At 41.1% G+C, this 1053-nt stretch carries 2 pseudogenes; one reads left to right on the forward strand and one right to left on the reverse strand.

Annotated elements, in window-relative coordinates:
- Window positions 1-134, reverse strand: a pseudogene (locus Q0614_RS09710) (IS1595 family transposase); the annotation flags it as partial.
- A 609-nt stretch (window positions 135-743) separates the two neighbouring features.
- On the opposite strand from Q0614_RS09710, the pseudogene Q0614_RS09715 reads away from it, so the two are divergent.
- Window positions 744-1053: pseudogene (locus Q0614_RS09715) on the forward strand (ATP-binding protein); the annotation flags it as partial.

Genomic DNA, 1053 nt, shown 5'->3' on the forward strand with positions numbered 1-1053 from the left:
GTTGCTTCTGAAATTTTAGTTAAATTTGATATCTTTGATGCTTCTATATCTTCTGCGAAGTACTTTAAAATTTCTCTAAATTTCTTTTCTGAAATTTGGGAACGGACTATATACCTGTTTTTCATAGCTCTCATCGTAACTTACTACTCCTTTGTGTGAGCTTAAGTTAAAGAGAGCCAAAATTTTTTGCTACAGACTCACTTTTACGACCGAAATTTTACACCCGCGGTGCATAAAATTTAAATCGCATTTTAATCGCGCTTTGTTTAAATTAAATCAAATTTTAAAGCGGAGGCGTCTTTAAACGTAACGCTTTCATCTGCGCATAAAAATCACGCCCACAGTTTGCAAAAAATATCCACTCGCAGAATTAAATTTCAAAACGAACACAGCCGCAAATGAATTACATATGCAACGGTGCTTGAAATTACGCGCGAGATGCTGTCTAATTTCACGGCGTAATTTCGCGAGCGATGGCGCAAACTAAAGCGCGCACAAAACCCACTCACTTCGGCTTCGACGCATCAAATTAAAAGCGACGCGCGAAGCAAGGCCCTCCAACCCGCTAGAATTTTGCCGATTAAGCCACCTTGTTTAATTAAAATTGCGCTTTTATTTGCTCTGCGGGTTTAAATTTCGCTCATCTTAAAGCTCGCTGCGAATTTTAAAATTTTAACCCGGCACTCGTCGCTTCCCTTAAAATTTTAAAATTCTTAAAATTTTGGCGAGATTAAGGAGAGATTATGAAAAAAGTTCTACTTTCGTGCGCCTTGGCGGGCGCGCTTTTTGGCCTCGAGATCGACGGATTTAGCGTACCTAGTGGTTCGCTCATTACCGATGACGCTTTTTACATCGCAAATCGCGGCAAAAACGAAGATTCGCTAGGCAGGAACGGTTTTATCAGCAGGATCGTAAAAAATTCCAATGTCGTTGAGACAAATTTTATAGACGATCTGGTAAATCCTAGCGGAATGGCGCAGATCGCGGGCGTGCTCTATGTGTGCGATCTGGACGCGATCAGGGGCTTTAGCAAAGGTCAGGAGGTTTTCAATC

It is taken from the genome of uncultured Campylobacter sp. (assembly GCF_937997595.1).
Lineage (GTDB): Bacteria > Campylobacterota > Campylobacteria > Campylobacterales > Campylobacteraceae > Campylobacter_B.